Source organism: Pseudomonas sp. GW531-T4, from assembly GCF_017349615.1.
Lineage (GTDB): Bacteria > Pseudomonadota > Gammaproteobacteria > Pseudomonadales > Pseudomonadaceae > Aquipseudomonas > Aquipseudomonas chlororaphis_I.
In genome coordinates this window covers 20,896-40,334 of the sequence record NZ_JACMZT010000051.1, presented here as the reverse complement: position 1 = coordinate 40,334, position 19,439 = coordinate 20,896, and the positions used below count along the sequence as shown (strand labels likewise).

The window sequence follows — 19,439 nt, the reverse complement described above, 5'->3', positions numbered from 1 at the left end:
CCAGGCCTGGGAGCGGCGCAGCAAGCCACGCGAAGCCCAGGCCAGGAGCAGGGACACGCCCGCCGAGGTCAAGAGGATCAGGGTCGACATGGCTGCCGCGCCGCCGACGTTGCCGGCGTCGTCCATGTTCAGCACCGCCACCGCCGCGAGGATGGTGTCGGGGCTGTAGAGGAAGATCGCCGCCGAGACGGTGGTCATGGCCGAGACGAACAGGTAGCGCAGGATATCCAGCAGCGCCGGCAGGCAGATCGGCACGGTGACCCGCAGGTAATGGCGGTACAGCGGCGCCTTGAGCGACAGCGCGGCAGCCTCGAACTCGGCGTCGAGCTGGCGCAGCGCGGTGGTGGCGGTCATCTGCGCGGTGGTCAGGTAGTGGGCGATGGTGCACACCACCAGCAGGGTCATGCTGCCGTAGAACACATGCAGCGGGTTGCCGCTGAGGTTGAAGAAGAAGACATAACCCAGGCCCAGCACCAGGCCCGGCACCGCCATCGGCACGAAGCTGAGCATGCGCAGCGCCAGGTTGAGGCCGCGCTGGGCGTGGGTCTTCTCCATCAGGTAGGCGCCGGTGAAGATCAGCACGCCGCCGATCAGCGCCGTGCACAGGGCCATGGTCAGGCTGTTGCGGTAGGCCAGCCAGCCGCCGCCGGCGGTGTCGTTGAACTGGTAGTGGTTGAGCGACATCGACAGGTTATAGGGCCAGAACTTCACCAGCGACGAGAACACCGCCATGCCGAATACCAGCAGCAGCGCCGCGCAGATCAACAGGACGATCGCCAGGTAGCAGCCGTCTCTCACGCGAGAAGGCGCCGGCTGGAACACCTGGGCCCGGCCGCTCATGGAATCGCCATGACGGCGGCGCAGCCAGGCATCGACACCGAAGCTGAACAGCGCCGGCAGCAACAGCACCATGCCGATCAAGGCGCCACGGCCGAACTGCTGCTGGCCGACCACGGCCTTGTAGGCTTCCAGCGCCAGCACCTGATAGTCGCCACCGACCACCACCGGCACGCCGAAGTCGGTGATGGTCAGGGTGAACACCAGGCAGAACGCGGCGAACACCGCTTGCCGGGTGGCCGGCCAGGTAATGCTGCGAAAGGCCTTGGCCGGGCTGGCGCCCATGCTCGACGCGGCGTCGAACAGCCGCGCATCGGCCAGGGACAGGGCCGACAGCAGGATCATCAACGCGTGGGGAAAGGTGTAGATCACTTCGCCGAGGACAATGCCCCAGAAGCCGTAGATATTGTCCGAGAGCAGCCCGCGCAGCAGGCCCTGGTTGCCGAACAGATAGACCAGGGCAATCCCCGGCAGCATCGACGGCGCCATCAGCGGCAATAGCGACAGGCCGCGCCAGATCGCCTTGCCGGGAATCAGCGTGCGTTGCAGGGCATAGGCGAACAGGTAGGCCAGCGGTACCACGATGGCAGCGACGCTGAGGGAGACTTTCAGGCTGTTGCCCAACAGCCAGTGGAAGTTGGCGCTGGTCACCAACTCACGGGCGGCGACCAGGCCACCGCCCTGCCCGGCTTCACCGCTGAAGCCGCGCCAGAAGATCGCCAGCAACGGCAGCAGTACCGCCAGGCCCAGCAGCACGAGCAGCACCAGCTTGCCGCCGAGCACGAAGATGCGGTCGCCGATTTCCGCACGGGAAGCCTGGCGCGCCCGTTTTGCGGGTAGCGGCAGGCTCAGATCAACGGCCATCTCAGGCAAACACCTGCAGGCTGCGCGGTGGCAAGGCGACCCAGATGTCCTGGGCGCCAAGGCGCGGCATGGCTTCCGGGGCCAGCTCGGCCAGCAGCGGATGGCCGGGCAATTCGTTGAGTTCGAAGCTCATGCGGCAGCGGTTGCCGAGGAAGGTGATCTCCCGGACCTTGGCCGGGAACAGGTTTTCCTCGTGCACCGGCGGATTGACGTTGATCGCTTCCGGACGGCAGAACAACCGGCCCGAAGCGGCCTTGCCGGAGTCGGCCGCCAGCCGCAGGTTCATCCCGCCGACCTGGGCGTGGCTGTCGCTGCTGCGGCGGAACGGCAGCCAGTTGCCCTGGCCGACGAATTCGGCGACGAATGGGGTGGCCGGGCGATCGTAGATTTCCTGCGGCGTGGCGTACTGCTCGACCCTGCCGTTGTTCATCACCGCGATGCGGTCGGCCATCAACATGGCCTCGTCCTGGTTGTGGGTCACCATCAGGGTGGTGATACCCAGGCGCCGCTGCAGCTGGCGCAGTTCGGTACAGAGGTGCTCGCGCACCCGGGCATCCAGCGCCGACATCGGCTCATCCAGCAACAGCAACGAAGGCGCCGGGGCCAGGGCGCGCGCCAGGGCCACCCGCTGCTGCTGGCCGCCGGACAGCTGGCCGGGGTATTTCTTTTCACTGCCGGTCAGGCCCACCAGTTCCAGCATCTGCGCCACGCGCTGGCGCACTTCGTCGCGGCCGCTGCCGGCCAGGCCGTAGGCGATGTTGGCTTCGACGCTGAGGTTGGGGAACAGCGCATAGGACTGGAACAGAATGCCGTAGTCCCGGGCCTGGGGCGCCAGGTGCGAGACGTCGCGAGTGCCCAGGTACAACTCGCCCCGGTCCTGGCGCTCGAGGCCGGCGATGCAGCGCAGCAAGGTGGTCTTGCCGCAGCCCGACGGGCCGAGCAGGCACACCAGCTCGCCGGCCGCCACGTCCAGGGAGACGTTATCCAGCGCGGTGAAAGCGCCAAAGCGCTTCTGCATGCCTCGCACCTTCATCGGTGCGCCGGGGTTGCTCAGGGCAGTTGCGATCGGGTTGTTCATGGACGGACCTCATCAAGCAGATGCAGGCCATCCTAGGGAGCGAATGCGTAGTTACTGTGGCAGTGAGGCAAAAGCTGCCGATAGTGGTATTGGTGGATTTGGGTTGGGGATCGCGTTAGCCGTTGCGACGCTATCGCGGGCAAGCCTCGCTCCTACAGAAGCCGGGCGGTGTTTCTGTAGGAGCGAGGCTTGCCCGCGATCACCTGCGCAGCAGGTGGCTGTTCAGGCCGGCGCCATTTCCTGCGCCAGCCCGAGGAAGGCCGCCGGCAGGCGCGCGCCCTTGCGCTCCTTGAGGCAGTACAGGTACTCGGCGATCTGCGGCGCGTTCTCGATGGTCAGCACCCGCAGCTGCGGATCATGGGGGACTTCCTGGCGGGCAATGATGCTGATGCCGATATTGCGCAGCACCGCCTCGCGGATCGATTCGCGGCTGCCGATCTCCAGCAGCGGCCCGAAGCTGACCCGGGCGCTGTCGAGCAGCTCTTCGGTCAGGCGCCGGGTGGTGGAGCCCGGCTCGCGCATCAGCAGGGTGTGCCCGGCCAGGGCGTTCAGGGGGACGTGATCGAGGGCCGCCAACGGATGATTGCGATGCACCGCCAGCACCAGCGGATCGCTGCCGAGCACCCGGCGGATCAAGCGCGAATCTTCCAGCAACTGCGAGGACGCGGCGATGTCGACCCGATACTCCTCCAGCGACTCCAGGACCTGCTGCGAGTTGCCGATTTCCACCGACACCTCCACCTGGGGCAGGCGCTCCCGAAAGGTCTTCACCAGATCGAGGATGTAATACGGCGCCGTGGCGGCGATCCGCAGGGTGCCTTGCAGCTGGCCGCTGTTACGCAGGAAAAACTCGATATCGGCTTCCTGTTGCAACAGCGCCTTGACCATCGGCAGCAGCCGGGCGCCCTCCTCGCTAACGCTGAGGCGGCGCCCGCCGCGATAGAACAGCTCGACCGCGTACTGGCTTTCCAGATGGCGGATCTGGGTGGTCACCGTGGGCTGGCTCAGGCCGAGCTTTTTCGCCGCCAGGGTGATGCTGCCCAGGCGGGCCACCATGTAAAACGCCTTCAGCTCGGCACTCAGCACTGCACGCTCTCGTTATCCCTTTATTTGCGCAACAGGCGCAAACCGTTGAAGACCACCAACAGGCTGACGCCCATGTCGGCGAACACGGCCATCCACATGGTGGCCAACCCGAAGAAGGTTACCCCAAGAAAGATCGCCTTGATGACCAGGGCCAGGGCGATATTTTGTACGAGGATGTTCGAGGTCTGGCGGGACAGCCGGACAAAGGCCGGGATCTTACGCAGATCGTCGTCCATCAAGGCGACATCGGCGGTCTCGATGGCGGTGTCGGTCCCCGCCGCGGCCATGGCGAAACCGATCTCCGCGCGGGCCAGGGCCGGGGCGTCGTTGATGCCGTCGCCGACCATACCGACCCGATGCCCCTGGGCGTATAGGTCTTCGATGGCTTGCAGCTTGTCGGTGGGCAGCAGGTCGCCACGGGCCCGATCGATGCCCACCTGGGCGGCAATGGCCTCGGCGGTGTGCGGGTTGTCGCCGGTCAGCATCAGGGTCTTGATGCCCAGCTCGTGCAACTGCTGGATCGCTTCGCGACTGGACTCCTTGACCGTGTCCGCCACGGCGAACAGGGCCAGGGGGCCGGCGCTGTCGAGCAACAGCACCACGGTCTTGCCCTGTTTCTCCAGGGCGAACAGCTGCTCTTCCAGCTCTGGCGAGCACAGCCCCAGTTCCTCCACCAGGCGATGGTTGCCCAGGTGGTAGAGCTGGCCGTTGATTTCCCCGCGCACACCGCGGCCGGCCAGGGCTTCGAAGTTATCCACAAGGTGCAGGCTCAGTTGCTTATCCACAGCCGCATTGGCGATGGCCAGGGACACCGGGTGGTCGGAACGGGACGCCAGGCTGGCGGCGATGGCCGGGGCGCTGCTGTCCGCCAGCGGGTCGAGGGACAGGAAATCGGTCTGCACCGGCTTGCCGTGGGTGATGGTGCCGGTCTTGTCCAGCGCCAGGTAGTCGAGCTTGTAGCCACCCTCCAGGTAGACCCCGCCCTTGATCAGGATGCCTTTGCGCGCCGCCGCGGCCAGGCCGCTGACGATGGTCACCGGAGTGGAAATCACCAGGGCGCACGGACATGCCACCACCAGCAGCACCAGCGCGCGGTAGATCCAGTCGAACCAGGCGGCGCCCATGAACAGCGGTGGAATCACCGCCACGGCCAGGGCGAAGGCGAACACCGCGGGGGTATAGATTTTCGAGAAGCTGTCAACGAAACGCTGGGTCGGCGCCCGCGCGCCCTGGGCCTGTTCCACCGCGTGGATGATCCGCGCCAGGGTCGAGTTGTTGGCCGCCGCGGTCACCCGGTACTCCAGGGAACCGGCCTGGTTGATGGTGCCGGCGAAGACCTTGTCGCCCAGGGTCTTCTCCACCGGCAGGCTTTCGCCGGTGATCGACGCCTGGTCGATGGTCGAACTGCCGGCCACCACCTCGCCGTCCAGGCCGATGCGCTCACCCGGACGCACCCGTACCCGCGCGCCGAGTTCGATGCTTTTCGCTTCCAGCTCGAGCCAGCTGCCGTCCGCCTGCTGCACCGTGACCCGTTCCGGGGTCATCTGCATCAGGCCGCTGATGGCATTACGCGCGCGGTCCAGGGACCGGGCCTCGATCAGCTCGGCCACGGTGAACAGGAACATCACCATCGCCGCTTCCGGCCATTGGCCGATCAGCACGGCGCCGGTCACGGCGATGCTCATCAGGGCGTTGATATTCAGGTTGCGGTTCTTCAGGGCGATCCAGCCCTTCTTGTAGGTGCCGAGGCCGCCGCTGAGGATCGAGACCAGGGCGATCACCGCCACCACCCAGGTCGGCGCGGCGCTGGTGAAGTGGATCACTTCCGCAGCCAGCGCGCCGATGCCGGACAGCGCCAGCGGCCACCAGTGTTTTTTCACCGGTGCCGCGGCCGGGGCATCGGACTCGCCACCCTGGCCGATGGGCTCGGCCTCCATGCCCAGGGACTTGATGGCGGTGATGATCGGGGCAACGTCCGGCAGGTCGTGGGTCACGCCCAGCACCCGGTTGATCAGGTTGAACTCCAGTTGCTGCACACCCGCCAGCTTACCCAGCTTGTTCTGGATCAGCGTCTGCTCGGTCGGGCAGTCCATGGCGTCGATGCGAAAGCTGCTCAGGCGCGCATTGGCGCTCGGCGCCGCGCTGAGCTTGACCAGCGACGGCGCGGCGGCCGACGAACAGCAGGAATCGCCATGGCTGGCGGCCTGGGGCTCGCTCAACTGGACCAACGACGGCGCTGAACAGCAGGAACCGCCGTGACCGGCATGATCGTGTTTTTTCACCGGATGCAGTTTTGCGCCATGGCCGTGATCGTGATCGTGATCGTGATCGTGATCGTGATCGTGGCCAGCATGCTTGGAACCAGCGCCGGGTTTGCCAGGGGTGTGCAACGAATCGCTCATAAGGTCGCGTCCGAAAAGGTGCCTGTTGCCAAGTGAACACCCTGTAGCCACTATAGGGTCAAGCACCCTTTCGGAGATTGTCGCGATGAAAATTGGCGAGCTGGCGAAGCTGACCGACTGTCAAGTCGAAACCATCCGTTACTACGAGCGCGAAGGCCTGCTGCCGGAACCGGCCCGCAGCGAAGGCAATTACCGTCTGTATACCCAGGCCCACACCGAACGCCTGACCTTCATCCGCAACTGCCGCAGCCTGGACATGACCCTCGAGGAAATCCGCAGCCTGCTGAACCTGCGCGACAGCCCGCAGGACCAGTGCCAGAGCGTGAATGCGTTGATCGACGAGCATATCCACCACGTCAAGGCGCGGATCGACGGGCTGCTGGCCTTGCAGACACAGCTGCTCGACCTGCGCCAACGCTGCAGCGAAGGGCCGGATCTGGATCAGTGCGGGATTTTGCAGAGCCTGGAAGTCAGCGGCTCGGTGGCCCCCAGCGAGGCCGAGGACTCTCACGTGGGCCGTAGCCACGGCCACTAGACAAACCCTGTAGGAGCGAGCTTGCTCGCGATAGCGGTAAGGTGAGCACCGCAAATCTCAGCCTGGCGGCTGATCGCGAGCACGCTCGCTCCTACAGAGGGTGGATCAGACCGCCATCGGCGCGGTCATCGGCGCGTGGTGCTCGTAGCCTTCCAGCGAGAAGTCGCTCGGCTCGACCTTTTCCAGCCACTCCGGCTCGTACACGCCGGTCTTGGCGAACTCCGGTACACGCTCGGAAATCACTAGCTTCGGCATCGGGAACGGCTCGCGCTTGAGCTGTTCGTTGAGCATGTCCAGGTGGTTTTCGTAGACGTGGGCGTCACCGATGAAATAGGTGAACCAGCGCGGGGTGTAGCCGGTCAGGCGACCGATCAGGCTCAGCAGTGCCGCGCCTTCGGTGAGGTTGAACGGCGTGCCCAGGCCCAGGTCGTTGGAACGGATGTAGAGGGTCAGGGAAATCTCCCGGGTCTCGACATTCGGGTGGAACTGGTACAGCAGGTGGCACGGCGGCAGGGCCATTTCATCCAGCTGGGCGCAGTTCCAGCCGTGGAACAGGATACGGCGGCTGCCCGGGTCCTTGATGATGGTGTCCACGCACTGGCGCACCTGATCGATGGCCTTGTACAGCACCACGTAGGCCTGGCCGTTTTCCTCGCCTTCGGCGATCTGCCGGTAGCCCTGCTTCAGGGTCTGTTCGATGGCGGCGGGGTTGCTCAGGGGGATCTGCTTGTACGCCGGCCACTTGCGCCATTGCACGCCGTAGATCTCACCCAGGTCGTCCTCGCCCTGGCGGAAGGGGTTGGCCAGCCACTGGGCGTTTTCGTTGGCGTTCTGGTCCCAGACCTTGCAGCCCAGGACACGGAATTCGGCGGCGTTGTTCACCCCACGAAGGAAACCGCACATCTCGCCGATGGCCGATTTGAAGGCCATCTTGCGGGTGGTGATCGCCGGAAAACCTTCTTTCAGGTCATAACGCAGCATCGCGCCGGGGAAGCTGATGGTATTCACGCCCGTGCGGTTGGCCTGCTTGGTGCCGTTCTTGATGACGTGGGCGACCAGATCGAGATATTGCTTCATGTATTACCTGTGTCCTTGAAGGCAGGGCTCGCGCCCTGCGATCCGAATTAGAGCGCGGCGTCTTTCGCCGCCGGTGCCGCTGGAGCGCGGTGGTAGGCCAGCCAGATCAGGAACAGGCCGCCGACGATCATCGGCAGGCACAGTACCTGGCCCATGGTCAGCCAGTTCCACGCCAGGTAACCCAGCTGCGCATCCGGGACCCGGACGAACTCGACGATAAAACGGAAAATACCGTAAAACAGGGCGAACATCCCGGAAACCGCCATGGTTGGGCGAGGTTTGCGCGAGAACAGCCAGAGGATGAGGAACAGCGCCACACCTTCCAGGGCGAACTGATACAGCTGCGAAGGATGGCGCGGCAGCTGGGCCGGATCGCTGAACGGCGGGAAGATCATCGCCCACGGCAGGTCGGTCGGCTTGCCCCACAACTCGGCGTTGATGAAGTTGCCGATGCGCCCGGCGCCCAGGCCGATCGGCACCATCGGCGCGACGAAGTCCATCAGCTGGAAGAACGACTTGTTGTTCTTCTTGCCGAACCACAAGGCCGCCAGCATCACCCCGATGAAACCGCCGTGGAACGACATGCCGCCTTTCCAGACCTCGAAGATCAGCGTCGGGTTGGCCAGGTAGGCGCTCAGGTCGTAGAACAGCACATACCCCAGGCGCCCGCCGACAATGACCCCCATCGACATCCAGAACACCATGTCGGAGAGCTTCTCCTTGGTCCAGGTCGGGTCGAAGCGGTTCAACCGGCGCGACGCCAGCAGCCAGGCGCCACCGATGCCGATCAGGTACATCAGGCCGTACCAGTGAATTTTCAGCGGGCCGATGGCCAGGGCCACCGGGTCGATCTGCGGGTAAGGCAGCATTGCGACTCCTCGTTAGAGTGAAACTCGATTTGCGCCGCGACCATGTCACGCGCGGATTAAGCCAGGATTGCGAAACCTGTCAGAGCAGGAACGTCAGGCCGACCACGAACAGCAGGCCGGCGAACAGCCGCTTCAACAGGCGCGGAGACAGCCGATGGGCCAGTCGCGCGCCGAACCGGGCAAAGACCATGCTGGTCAGGGCAATGCCCAGCAGCGCCGGCAAATACACAAAACCCAGACTATGAGCCGGCAGCGACGGATCATGCCAGCCCAGAATCATGAAACTTATTGCACTGGCCACGGCAATCGGCAAACCACAGGCCGAGGACGTGGCCACCGCCTGCTGCATCGGCACGCTGCGCCAGGTCAGGAACGGCACGGTCAGCGAGCCGCCGCCGATGCCGAAAATCGCCGAAGCCCAGCCGATCACACTGCCGGCCAGGGTCAGCCCGAGCTTGCCGGGAACGTCGCGGCTGGCCTTGGGCCGCAGATCCAGGGTCATCTGCAGGGCGATCACCAGGGCGAAGACACCGATGATTTTCTGCAGGTTCGGCCCGGAGATCGCTTCGGCCGTCAGCGCCCCGACCCCGGCGCCGAGCAGGATGCCCAGGGTCATCCAGGCAAAGATCGGCCAGCGCACCGCGCCCCTGCGCTGGTGTTCGCGAACCGCGTTGACCGAGGTGAAGATGATGGTCGCCAGCGACGTGCCGACCGCCAGGTGGGTCAGGATCGACGGATCGAAACCTTGCAAGGTGAAGCTGAACACCAGCACGGGCACGATGATGATGCCGCCACCCACGCCAAACAGACCAGCCAATACGCCGGCGCAGGCCCCCAGCAGCAGATAGAGCAGAAATTCCATGGAGGCATCCCGAAAAGAGAGCGGCATGGTAACGGATGCATGGCCCTTGGCTCCACTGGATGGCGATGGATACCCAGTCGATCTGTGCGTAGAGTGGGCAAAAAACACAAAAGGGACGACCTGATGTGCTTGATCGTATTCGCCTGGCGGCCGGGCCACGCCCTGCCCCTGATCGTCGCGGCCAACCGTGACGAGTTCTACGCCCGCCCCAGCCTGCCGCTGGCGCAATGGCCCGAAGCGCCCGACATCTACGCCGGCCGCGATCTGGAGGCCGGCGGTACCTGGCTCGGCCTCGGCGCCGACGGACGCTTCGCCGCCCTGACCAATATCCGCAATCCCCACCAGCCCCCCGCACGCCGTTCCCGAGGCGAGCTGGTAGCGCGTTTTCTCAGCAACAAGATGTCGATAGACGACTATTTCAGCGACGTTGTCGGCCGATCCCTGGAATATGCCGGCTTCAACCTGCTGATAGGCACCCCTGACCAGCTCTGGCACTACAACGCCCAGGCCCGTGAGCCGCAGCAACTGGACAGTGGCGTGTACGGCCTGTCGAATGCCGGGCTCGACACACCCTGGCCCAAGCTGCTCAAGGCCAAGGCGGCGCTGCAGGAAGTACTGCACGACCCGCACCCCCAGGCTCTGCTCGCCCTGCTCAGCGATGCGCAGACCGCGCCGTTTGCCGACCTGCCCGACACCGGGGTTGGCCTGGCCACCGAGAGCCTGCTGTCGAGCGTGTTTATCGCCAGCCCCAGTTATGGCACGCGGGCCAGCACGGCGCTGATCGTCCGTGCCGATGGTTCCAGGCACATAGTCGAGCGCAGCTTCGGGCCCTATGGCGGGCATCTGGGGGAAGTGGAGCTGAAGGTTTAGCGGTGTCTGAAAGTACGCTATCGCGAGCAAGCTCGCTCCTACAGGGTTTGGCGGCGCCTGTAGGAGCGAGCTTGCTCGCGATAGCTCTTAAAGGGTCTTGGCCGACGCCGGATTGATCATCCGCGCCAGGCCCAGGTTCTTCAGCGCCAGTTGCAGCGAGCTGTGGATAACTTGCGGGTTGTCGATGGTCATTAACTCGGCCAGCAGTTCCTTGGCCTTGCTGAGATTGATCTGACGCAGCATCCACTTCACTTTCGGCAGGTTGGTGGCGTTCATCGACAGGCTGTCGAAGCCCATCGCCATCAGCAGCACCGCCGCCGCCGGATCGCCGGCCATCTCGCCGCAGATGCTCACCGGCTTGCCTTCGGCATGGGCGTCGCGCACCACGGTCTGCAAGGCTTGCAGCACCGCCGGATGCAGGTAGTCGTAGAGATCCGCCACCCGTGGGTTGTTGCGGTCCACGGCCAACAGGTACTGGGTCAGGTCGTTGGAGCCGACCGACAGGAAGTCCACCTGGCGCGCCAGTTCCTTGGTCTGGTACACCGCGGCCGGGATCTCGATCATCACCCCGATCGGCGGCATCGGCACATCGGTGCCTTCGTCGCGCACTTCGCCCCAGGCGCGGTGGATCAGGTGCAGTGCCTCTTCCAGCTCATGGGTGCCGGAGATCATCGGCAGGAGAATGCGCAGGTTGTTCAGGCCTTCGCTGGCCTTGAGCATGGCGCGGGTCTGGACGAGGAAGATCTCGGGATGGTCGAGGGTGACGCGAATGCCGCGCCAGCCGAGGAAGGGGTTGTCTTCCTTGATCGGGAAATACGACAGTGACTTGTCGCCGCCGATGTCCAGGCTGCGCATCGTCACCGGTTGCGGGTGGAAGGCCGCAAGTTGCTCGCGATAGATCGCCAGCTGCTCCTTTTCGCTCGGGAAGCGTTGGTTGATCATGAACGGCACTTCGGTGCGGTACAGACCCACGCCTTCGGCGCCGCGCTTCTGCGCCCGCGCCACGTCCGCCAGCAGGCCGGTGTTGACCCACAGCGGCATGCGGTGGCCATCCAGTGTCACGCACGGCTGGTCGCGCAGCGCATCCAGGCCCTGGGCCAGTTGCCGTTCTTCCTCGACCACATCGGCGAACTGCTTGCGCAGCACATCGCTGGGGTTGGTATAGACCTCGCCGTGGTAGCCATCGACGATCATCTGGATGCCGTCGACTTTCGAGTACGGCAGGTCGACCAGGCCCATCACCGTCGGGATGCCCATGGCCCGGGCCAGGATCGCCACGTGGGAGTTGCCCGAACCCAATACCGAGACCAGGCCGACCAACTTGCCTTCCGGCACCTCGCCGAGCATGGCCGGCGTCAGTTCTTCGCTGACCAGGATAGTGTTGTCGGGGTAGACCAGGGTTTGCTGGCGCTCTTCCTGCAGATAAGCCAGCAGGCGACGGCCCAGGTCCTTGACGTCCGACGCCCGCTCGCGCAGGTAGGCATCGTCCATCAGTTCGAAACGGTTGACGTGATCGGTGACCACCTGGCGCAACGCGCCCTGGGCCCACTGGCCGGTCTTGATCACGGTGGTCACTTCGCTGCCCAGGGAGGCATCGTCGAGCATCATCAGGTAGACGTCGAACAGCGCCCGCTCTTCGGGGCGCAGCTGGGTGGCGAGTTTTTCCGAGAGGGTGCGCATGTCGGCGCGCACGCCTTCGATGGCGGTCTTGAACAACGCCAGCTCAGCGTCGATGTCGGTAATGCTCTTGTCAGGCACCACGTCCAGGTCGGCCGGCGGCAGCATGACCACCGCGGTACCGACCGCCGCGCCGGGCGAGCCGGGCACGCCGATGAACTTGGCTTCCTGGATACCCTTGCCCTGGCGACCCAGGCCACGGATCGAACCGGTGGCTTCGGCATGAGCGATAACCCCCGCCAGTTGGGCGCTCATGGTCACCAGGAAGGCTTCTTCGCCCTCGTCGAACTGACGACGCTCCTTTTGCTGGATGACCAGAACGCCGACGACCCGGCGGTGGTGAATGATCGGCGCGCCGAGGAAGGAGGCATAGCGCTCCTCGCCGGTCTCGGCGAAGTAGCGATAACGCGGGTGATCGGCGGCGTTTTCGAGGTTCAGCGGTTCTTCGCGCGTACCGACCAGGCCGACCAGACCTTCGTTGGGTGCCATGCTGACCTTGCCGATCGAGCGCTTGTTCAAGCCCTCGGTGGCCATCAGGACAAAACGGTTGGTCTCCGGATCCAGCAGATAGACCGAGCAGACCTGGCTGCCCATGGCCTCTTTGACGCGCAACACAATAATCCCCAACGCCGCCTTGAGATCCTTGGCGGAGTTAACTTCCTGGACGATCTTGCGCAGCGTATTGAGCATGGCTCGGGGTCGAACTCCGTCGTCAGTCGCGCGCTAGAAGGCGCGGGGCAAGCTCTTTGAGAGCGCGGCGATAAACCTCGCGCTTGAATGTCACCACCTGGCCCAACGGATACCAATAACTGACCCAGCGCCAGCCATCGAACTCCGGTTTACCGGTCAAATCCATCCGCACCCGCTGCTCGTTGGAGATCAGGCGCAGGAGAAACCATTTCTGTTTCTGGCCGATGCACAGCGGTTGGCTGTGGGTACGGACCAGGCGTTGCGGCAAACGATAGCGCAACCAGCCCCGGGTGCAGGCGAGAATTTGCACATCTTCGCGTTCCAGGCCTACTTCTTCGTTCAACTCGCGGTACAGAGCGTCTTCCGGCGTCTCTTCGGGGTTGATTCCCCCTTGCGGAAACTGCCAGGCATCTTGATTGATACGGCGAGCCCATAGCACCTGGCCGGCATCATTCGTCAGAATGATCCCGACATTGGGGCGGAAACCATCGGGGTCGATCACGGCAACAACCTCGCAAACGCATGTCGCCGCATTGTTCCACAAAGGTTGTGAAAGCAGCAACGAGGCTTCCTAGCTTATGTGCACTCTTGTGAAAAGACCGTATTCTGGACGCCTTTTTTCAGACTTATCAGCGAGTAACCGTGATGCGCCTGGCTTTATTCGACTTGGACAACACCCTTCTGGGCGGCGACAGTGACCACGCCTGGGGCGATTACCTGTGCGAACGAGGCTTCCTCGACGCCGTCGCCTACAAGGCCCGCAACGACGAGTTCTACCAGGACTACCTGGCCGGCAAGCTCGACCAGGCTGCATACCTGAACTTCTGCCTGGAGGTTCTCGGCCGCACCGAGATGGACGTGCTCGACCAATGGCACCGCGACTACATGCGCGACTGCATCGAGCCGCTGATGCTGCCCAAGGCTGCGCAATTGCTGGCCAAGCACAAGGCCGCCGGCGACAAGCTGGTGATCATCACCGCCACCAACCGCTTCGTCACCGCGCCGATCGCCGAACGCCTGGGCGTGGAAACCCTGATCGCCACCGAGTGCGAGATGCAAGACGGCCGCTACACCGGGCGCAGCATCGACGTCCCGTGCTTTCGCGAAGGCAAGGTCACCCGCCTGACGCGCTGGCTCGAGGAAACCGGCCACAGCCTGGAAGACAGCTACTTCTATAGCGATTCGATGAATGACTTGCCGCTGCTGGATCTGGTGGCGAACCCGATCGCCGTGGACCCGGACCCGAACCTGCGGGCCCTGGCCCAGCAGCGTGGCTGGCCGGTGATCAGCCTGCGCACCTGAGGACGCCATCGCGAGCAAGCTCGCTCCTACGCCAATCTCTGTAGGAGCGAGCTTGCTCGCGATAACAATGCTAAAAGCCGATCAGACAGGCTTGGCGCCCATCAACCCGGCAATGGCGAAGAAACACACGAAGCTGAACACCGCCAGCGCCAGGGTGAACTTCGGACTCCCTACACCCGAAGCGATCCGGACCCGATTGAGCCGCGCCAGCAGCCAGAAACAGCTCAGGGCACCCAGGGTATAGATCAGGCTGGAGGCCAGGATCCAGGTCTGCCCCAGCGACCAGCCCAGCAGGTGCACCAGCCACCAGCCGCTGAACGGCAGGCTGGCCAGGCAGATCACCAGCAACAGCCAGACGAACACCAGCGGCCGGCGCAACAGCCGGCTGTAGATGCTTGCGTCACCCTTGCTACGAGCGCGCCAGACCCAGATCGCCAGCCCTAGCGCGCTGCCCAGCAGCAACACGGTGGCCAGGATATGGACGGTTTTGAGGACGGTCAGCGTTTCCATGTAATCGACTCCTTGAGGCCTAGCCCACCAGCGTAGCCGTTCAGCCGAGGAACAGCTGATACGCCGGGTTATCACTCTCGTCCCAATACGGGTAACCGATCTGCGCCAGCGCCGCCGGCACCAGGTGGCGTTCGCTCGCCGGCACTTGCAGGCCGGCGACCACCCGGCCATCGGCCGCGCCATGGTTGCGGTAGTGGAACATCGAGATGTTCCAGCGCCCGCCGAGCTTGTTGAGGAAGTTGAACAGCGCGCCCGGGCGTTCCGGGAACTCGAAGCGGAACACCACTTCATCGCTGACCCGCGCGGCATGCCCGCCGACCATATGACGGATATGCAGCTTGGCCAGTTCGTTGTCGGTCAGGTCGGTCACCGGGAAGCCCTGTTCGGACAGGCTGGCGATCAGCGCGCTGCGCGGATCGTTTTCCGGGTGGGTCTGCACGCCAACGAAGATGTGCGCTTCGCTGCCGGTGTTGTAGCGGTAGTTGAATTCGGTGATCTGGCGCTTGCCGATGGCTTCGCAGAACGCCTTGAAGCTGCCCGGCTGCTCGGGAATGGTCACGGCGATGATGGCTTCGCGGCCCTCGCCCAGTTCGGCACGCTCGGCGACATGGCGCAGGCGGTCGAAGTTGACGTTGGCACCGGAGTCGATGGCCACCAGGGTCTGCCCGCTGACGCCACGCTGCTCGACGTATTTCTTGATCCCGGCCACGCCCAGGGCGCCAGCCGGCTCGGTGATGGAGCGGGTGTCGTCGTAGATGTCCTTGATCGCCGCGCAGATCTCGTCGGTGCTGACGGTGATCACTTCATCCACGTAGTCCTTGCAGATGTCGAAGGTGTGCTGGCCGATCTGCGCCACCGCGACGCCGTCGGCGAAGATGCCCACGGTCGGCAGCACCACGCGCTCGCCGGCGGCCATCGCCGCTTGCAGGCAGTTGGAGTCGTCCGGCTCGACGCCGATGATCTTGATTTCCGGCCGCAGGTATTTGACGTAGGCCGCGATCCCGGCGATCAGGCCGCCACCGCCGACCGGCACGAAGATCGCATCCAGGCGCCCCGGATGCTGGCGCAGGATTTCCATCGCCACGGTGCCCTGCCCGGCGATGGTGTGCGGATCGTCGTACGGGTGGATATAGACGTAGCCTTTTTCGTCCACCAGCTTCAGCGAGTAGGCCAGGGCTTCGGGAAAGGAATCGCCGTGCAGCACCACTTTGCCGCCGCGCGAGCGCACGCCTTCGACCTTGATCTCCGGGGTGGTCTTGGGCATCACGATGGTCGCCTTCACCCCCAGCACCTTGGCCGCCAGGGCCAGGCCCTGGGCATGGTTGCCGGCCGAGGCGGTGACCACGCCACGGGCGCGCTCCGCGTCGCTGAGCTGGGTCAGCTTGTTGTAGGCGCCACGAATCTTGAACGAGAACACCGGCTGCAAGTCTTCGCGCTTGAGCCAGATCTGATTGCCCAGCCGCTCGGAGAGCTGGCGGGCAGTCTGCAACGGGGTTTCTACGGCAACGTCGTAAACGCGCGAGGTGAGGATCTTTTTGACGTACTGTTCGAGCATCGGAAAGCATCACTGAGCGGGTTGGGCAGGGCCAGCGAGTCTAACCCAGCGTTTGCCCGGGCGACCACACGAATCCAGAGGTTTAACCCTCTGTAGCCGCTGCCGAAGGCTGCGATAGGTCCGTAGGACCTCCAGCGCACTCTCGTCCGTCACGACCTGACGGTCGATCGCAGCCTTCGGCAGCGGCTACCAAAAGCGCTTCGCCAAACGGGCAATGACCTGCTCAGGACACCGGCCTATAATGCCGGCCTTTCCGTTCCCCCTTGCCCGCTTCCGGAGCCCGCATGACCCAGGATCAACTCAAACAGGCCGTGGCCCAGGCTGCCGTCGACCTCATCCTCCCGAAACTCGATGACAAGAGCATCGTCGGGGTCGGCACCGGCTCCACCGCCAACTGCTTCATCGACGCCCTGGCCCAGCACAAGGCCGCCTTCGATGGCGCGGTCGCCAGCTCCGAAGCCACCGCGGCGCGCCTCAAGGGCCACGGCATCCCGGTGTACGAACTGAACACCGTCAGCGACCTGGAGTTCTACATCGACGGCGCCGACGAAAGCGACGAGCACCTGAACCTGATCAAGGGCGGCGGCGCGGCCCTGACCCGCGAAAAGATCGTCGCGGCCGTGGCCAAGACCTTCATCTGCATCGCCGACGCCAGCAAGCTGGTGCCGGTGCTGGGCGCCTTCCCGCTGCCGGTGGAAGTGATTCCGATGGCCCGCAGCCACGTGGCCCGCGAGCTGGTGAAGCTGGGCGGCGACCCGGTCTACCGGGAAGGCGTGATCACCGACAACGGCAACATCATCCTCGACGTGCACAACATGCAGATCACCAATCCGGTGGAGTTGGAAGCACAGATCAATGCGATTGTCGGCGTGGTCACCAACGGCCTGTTCGCCGCCCGCCCGGCCGACGTACTGCTGCTGGGCACCAGTGAAGGCGTGAAGACCCTCACCGCCTGATGCCGCCGATTTCGCCCCTGCCGCAATGGCGGGGGCGAATGCTTCGATCCATACCTTCCCCCGCCTCTCCCCGCACCAACTCCGCCCGCACCGCTACTTTTCGCCGCATTTAGCCGCAGAAATATCCAGATTTGCGCTCCAGGTCTCAGCACGGCCCACGACTTCCCGTATCAAATCCGTTACAAATTACCGCCAGGCGACGTTCGGTTTAAGCAATGCGCCAATCCAGGGTCGCCCAGGGAAAGAGGCGCGCATTGTGCAACGGCCCCCGTTTTTCACCCTCAAGGAAGATCACCGTGCTCAAACCCCTCACGCTTGCTGTCAGTCTTGCCAGCGTCCTGCTGTCCACCCAGGCCCTCGCCTATGAATATGGCGAACACGCAGCCACCACTCTCGACAAACTGATCAACGACTACCCGGGCCGCTACCGTGGCACCGCCAACTTCGCCGGGGCCGCCGACTGGATGCAGAGCCAGATGGGCAGCGCCTACGACATCAGCCGCCAGGACTTTTCCTGGACCGCCGGTGGCAGCAGCCGCAGCTCGCAAAACGTGGTGGCCTACGCCGCCGGGACCAAGCCGCAGTACGTGGTGGTCGGCGCGCACTTCGATACCTATTTCGGTCGCCCGACCCTGCAAGGCCTGGACGACAACGGCTCCGGCGCCAGCGTCCTGACCGAGATCGCCCGTAACCTCGGCGGGCTGCAGCTGGAAAACGGCTTGCAGGTGGTCGGCTTCGGTGCCGAGGAGGAAGGCCTGCGCGGCTCCAGGGCGTTCGTCGACTCCCTCAGCGCCAGCCAGCGCGCCAACATGCTGGCCATGATCAACCTCGACAGCCTGATCACCGGCGACATGATGTACGCCCATGCCGGCCAGAACAGCACCGCCAACCCGGCCCTGGCCTCGTTGCGCGAACACACCCTGCAGATCGCCAGGGAACTGCAGATCAATCTGTTCACCAACCCCGGCCTCGACCCGGCATACCCCGCGGGCACCGGCTGCTGCAGCGACGGCGAGGCCTTCGAAGGGCTGAACATCCCGATTCTCTACATCGAGGCCACCAACTGGGAAATCGGTGACCTGGATGGCTACACCCAGACCACCAACCCGGCCATCCCCGGCGGCTCCACCTGGCACGACCCCACTGAGGACAATAAGGCGGTGCTGACCAACGCCTTCGGCCAGGAGCGCATCGACCAGCGCCTGCGCGATTACTCGCGGCTGCTCAGCCGCCTGGTCCTGGAGCTGACCAACGCCGACCTGCTGGCCTCCACCGCTTCCGGCGGCACCGTGGCGCGCAACCAGCAGGATCATCTGCAACGCCAGCATCAGGCCATGGTCCGGCTGCATGACCGGCGCTGGCTGACCTTGCAGGCGATGGGTCGCGAAGTCGGCAGTTTCGATGGCGAGATCGGCATCGACGGTGAATACAGCCCCGACAGCGGTTTCGACAGCGCGCCGAATCCCGAGGCGCGCCGGCTGGGGGTACATGCCCTGGGCGACTACCAGCTCAATTCGAGCCTGAACGTTGGCGCCAGCCTCAGCTACCAGAACGGTCGCGACAAGCTCGAGCATCGCGGCAAGCTTGACAGCGACACCTGGCAGGCGGCGGTCTACGCCTTGCTCAATGACGGCGGCCCGCAATGGCTGGCCGGCGACCTGAGCGTCGGCCGCACCCGCTTCGAATCCAAGCGCAACCTGGTGATCCAGGCCAACGGCGGCCCGGTGCTGCTGAACCAGAAACTGACGGGCGATACCGACGCCCTGACCCTGGGCGCCCGTGTGCTCGGTGGTTACGACCTGGATTTCGGGGCGATCAAGAGCGGCCCCTTCGCTGGCCTCGATTACACCCACTACCGCATCGACCGCTTCCACGAGAAGCAGGACCTGCGCACGGCGCTGGGTTATGAGGAGCAGTCATTCGATTCGCTGGAAGCCAGCCTCGGCTGGCGCGTTCGCGGCGCCGTCACCCTGCCCTACGGCATGAGCCTGCTGCCTTATGGCGACCTGGCCTGGGTCAAGGAGCTGGGAGATGGCCGCCTGGACGACCTGGACCTGACCAGCCGCGCCGATGGTCAAGTGCGCGTGGCTCGCCTGGGCGGTGTGGACAAGAGCTTCGGCCGCGCCCAGCTCGGCAGCCAGCTGGCGATCACGCCACAGCTAGGGCTGTACGCCGAGGTCAATGGCCGGATCGGTCACGCCGAAGGCAGCCAGACCGGCTACTCCCTCGGCGTGCAGTGGCAGTTTTAAGCGGTAGCCTATAGCCGATC

At 64.6% G+C, this 19,439-nt stretch carries 17 protein-coding genes; 6 read left to right on the top strand and 11 right to left on the bottom strand.

From position 1 onward, the window contains the following. The 4 genes from J4D28_RS27215 to J4D28_RS27200 all read right to left on the bottom strand — a co-directional run. A partial coding sequence (locus J4D28_RS27215; RefSeq protein ID WP_207246486.1) for a putative 2-aminoethylphosphonate ABC transporter permease subunit occupies nt 1-1,701 on the bottom strand: 1,701 nt, incomplete at its 3' end. A 1-nt stretch (nt 1,702) separates the two neighbouring features. After that, on the bottom strand, nt 1,703-2,779 hold the full coding sequence (locus tag J4D28_RS27210; RefSeq protein WP_028683531.1) for a putative 2-aminoethylphosphonate ABC transporter ATP-binding protein: 1,077 nt from the start codon (nt 2,777-2,779) through the stop codon (nt 1,703-1,705). A 222-nt stretch (nt 2,780-3,001) separates the two neighbouring features. After that, nucleotides 3,002-3,865 carry a LysR family transcriptional regulator gene (locus J4D28_RS27205; protein ID WP_009051348.1) on the bottom strand — a complete coding sequence of 288 codons (864 nt, stop codon included), beginning with the start codon at nt 3,863-3,865 and terminating at the stop codon, nt 3,002-3,004. A 20-nt stretch (nt 3,866-3,885) separates the two neighbouring features. Beyond that, the gene (locus J4D28_RS27200) at nt 3,886-6,084 is read right to left on the bottom strand and encodes a heavy metal translocating P-type ATPase (protein WP_241190999.1); all 2,199 of its coding nucleotides are present in this window, start codon (nt 6,082-6,084) and stop codon (nt 3,886-3,888) included. A gap of 36 nt (nt 6,085-6,120) precedes the next feature. On the opposite strand from J4D28_RS27200, the gene J4D28_RS30535 reads away from it, so the two are divergent. Together J4D28_RS30535 and cadR are read left to right on the top strand one after the other, a co-directional pair. Beyond that, entirely contained in the window at nt 6,121-6,303 is a 183-nt protein-coding gene (locus J4D28_RS30535; RefSeq protein ID WP_236643522.1) for a hypothetical protein, read from the top strand. A 49-nt stretch (nt 6,304-6,352) separates the two neighbouring features. Next, nucleotides 6,353-6,802: a Cd(II)/Pb(II)-responsive transcriptional regulator gene (cadR, locus tag J4D28_RS27195; RefSeq protein ID WP_009051350.1), complete on the top strand. Its 450-nt coding sequence runs from the start codon at nt 6,353-6,355 to the stop codon at nt 6,800-6,802. Nucleotides 6,803-6,907: 105 nt separating this feature from the next. Here the strand turns inward: cadR and J4D28_RS27190 are convergent, their stop codons facing one another. The 3 genes from J4D28_RS27190 to J4D28_RS27180 all read right to left on the bottom strand — a co-directional run bounded on the left by J4D28_RS27190 (nt 6,908) and on the right by J4D28_RS27180 (nt 9,610). Further along, nucleotides 6,908-7,879, bottom strand: a complete 972-nt coding sequence (locus J4D28_RS27190) for a thymidylate synthase (RefSeq protein ID WP_053270145.1) — start codon at nt 7,877-7,879, stop codon at nt 6,908-6,910. A 47-nt stretch (nt 7,880-7,926) separates the two neighbouring features. After that, nucleotides 7,927-8,748 carry a prolipoprotein diacylglyceryl transferase gene (gene lgt / locus J4D28_RS27185; protein WP_009051352.1) on the bottom strand — a complete coding sequence of 274 codons (822 nt, stop codon included), beginning with the start codon at nt 8,746-8,748 and terminating at the stop codon, nt 7,927-7,929. Nucleotides 8,749-8,827: 79 nt separating this feature from the next. Next, nucleotides 8,828-9,610, bottom strand: a complete 783-nt coding sequence (locus tag J4D28_RS27180; RefSeq protein ID WP_009051353.1) for a sulfite exporter TauE/SafE family protein — start codon at nt 9,608-9,610, stop codon at nt 8,828-8,830. A gap of 123 nt (nt 9,611-9,733) precedes the next feature. Between J4D28_RS27180 and J4D28_RS27175 the strand changes: the two genes are divergently transcribed. After that, nucleotides 9,734-10,480 carry an NRDE family protein gene (locus J4D28_RS27175; protein WP_029527260.1) on the top strand — a complete coding sequence of 249 codons (747 nt, stop codon included), beginning with the start codon at nt 9,734-9,736 and terminating at the stop codon, nt 10,478-10,480. Between the two features lie 87 nt (nt 10,481-10,567). Here J4D28_RS27175 and ptsP read toward each other — a convergent pair whose 3' ends face one another. Continuing rightward, nucleotides 10,568-12,847 carry a phosphoenolpyruvate--protein phosphotransferase gene (ptsP, locus tag J4D28_RS27170; protein WP_016704812.1) on the bottom strand — a complete coding sequence of 760 codons (2,280 nt, stop codon included), beginning with the start codon at nt 12,845-12,847 and terminating at the stop codon, nt 10,568-10,570. A 22-nt stretch (nt 12,848-12,869) separates the two neighbouring features. Continuing rightward, complete coding sequence (locus J4D28_RS27165; protein WP_007927344.1) at nt 12,870-13,349, bottom strand: RNA pyrophosphohydrolase; 480 nt, start codon at nt 13,347-13,349, stop codon at nt 12,870-12,872. Between the two features lie 143 nt (nt 13,350-13,492). Between J4D28_RS27165 and J4D28_RS27160 the strand changes: the two genes are divergently transcribed. Next, entirely contained in the window at nt 13,493-14,149 is a 657-nt protein-coding gene (locus J4D28_RS27160; RefSeq protein ID WP_009051356.1) for an HAD family phosphatase, read from the top strand. Nucleotides 14,150-14,230: 81 nt separating this feature from the next. On the opposite strand, the gene J4D28_RS27155 is transcribed toward J4D28_RS27160, so the two are convergent. Together J4D28_RS27155 and ilvA are read right to left on the bottom strand one after the other, a co-directional pair. After that, entirely contained in the window at nt 14,231-14,659 is a 429-nt protein-coding gene (locus J4D28_RS27155; protein WP_009051357.1) for a DUF2269 family protein, read from the bottom strand. 40 nt (nt 14,660-14,699) lie between these two features. Further along, a complete protein-coding gene (gene ilvA, locus J4D28_RS27150; protein ID WP_023967945.1) occupies nt 14,700-16,214 on the bottom strand; it encodes a threonine ammonia-lyase, biosynthetic in 1,515 nt (504 codons plus the stop codon). Between the two features lie 284 nt (nt 16,215-16,498). On the opposite strand from ilvA, the gene rpiA reads away from it, so the two are divergent. Together rpiA and J4D28_RS27140 are read left to right on the top strand one after the other, a co-directional pair. After that, the gene (gene rpiA, locus J4D28_RS27145; RefSeq protein ID WP_009051359.1) at nt 16,499-17,170 is read left to right on the top strand and encodes a ribose-5-phosphate isomerase RpiA; all 672 of its coding nucleotides are present in this window, start codon (nt 16,499-16,501) and stop codon (nt 17,168-17,170) included. A 296-nt stretch (nt 17,171-17,466) separates the two neighbouring features. Beyond that, nucleotides 17,467-19,419 carry an autotransporter domain-containing protein gene (locus J4D28_RS27140; RefSeq protein ID WP_103330874.1) on the top strand — a complete coding sequence of 651 codons (1,953 nt, stop codon included), beginning with the start codon at nt 17,467-17,469 and terminating at the stop codon, nt 19,417-19,419. Nucleotides 19,420-19,439 lie beyond the last annotated feature (20 nt).